The 281-nt window shown below is 38.8% G+C and carries 1 protein-coding gene; it reads left to right on the top strand.

What is annotated here, in order from left to right:
* Positions 1-147: DUF2799 domain-containing protein (locus LZP73_RS21645; RefSeq protein ID WP_442800792.1), on the top strand; the 147-nt coding region annotated here is incomplete at its 5' end.
* Positions 148-281 lie beyond the last annotated feature (134 nt).

The following is a 281-nucleotide window of genomic DNA, read 5'->3' as shown; positions in this document are numbered from 1 at the left end:
ACTTGCCAGACCGATTTTACTTATGCCCGGGGACTTTCTGGTAAAAGCTTTCCTGCCAGCTGCAATAATGTTGAAAATACCAGCCAACTGCATGAAGTATGGCGAAAAGGGGCTGATGAAAATGCCAGCACAATACGATTAAATTAATTACCCCCCAAATCAATTAAGCATGAGATTTTACTCATTATGTTTTATTTCTCACATTGATGACGACCGCATGAAAGGATGATATTTTAATGAGCATTCTGAAAAAATATCGATGCATTTCGAGCGAAGATGGT

It is taken from the genome of Shewanella sp. AS16 (assembly GCF_021412365.1).
Lineage (GTDB): Bacteria > Pseudomonadota > Gammaproteobacteria > Enterobacterales > Shewanellaceae > Shewanella > Shewanella salipaludis.
Note: the sequence above shows the minus strand (reverse complement) of the source record. Positions and strands in the feature narration are given on the sequence as shown.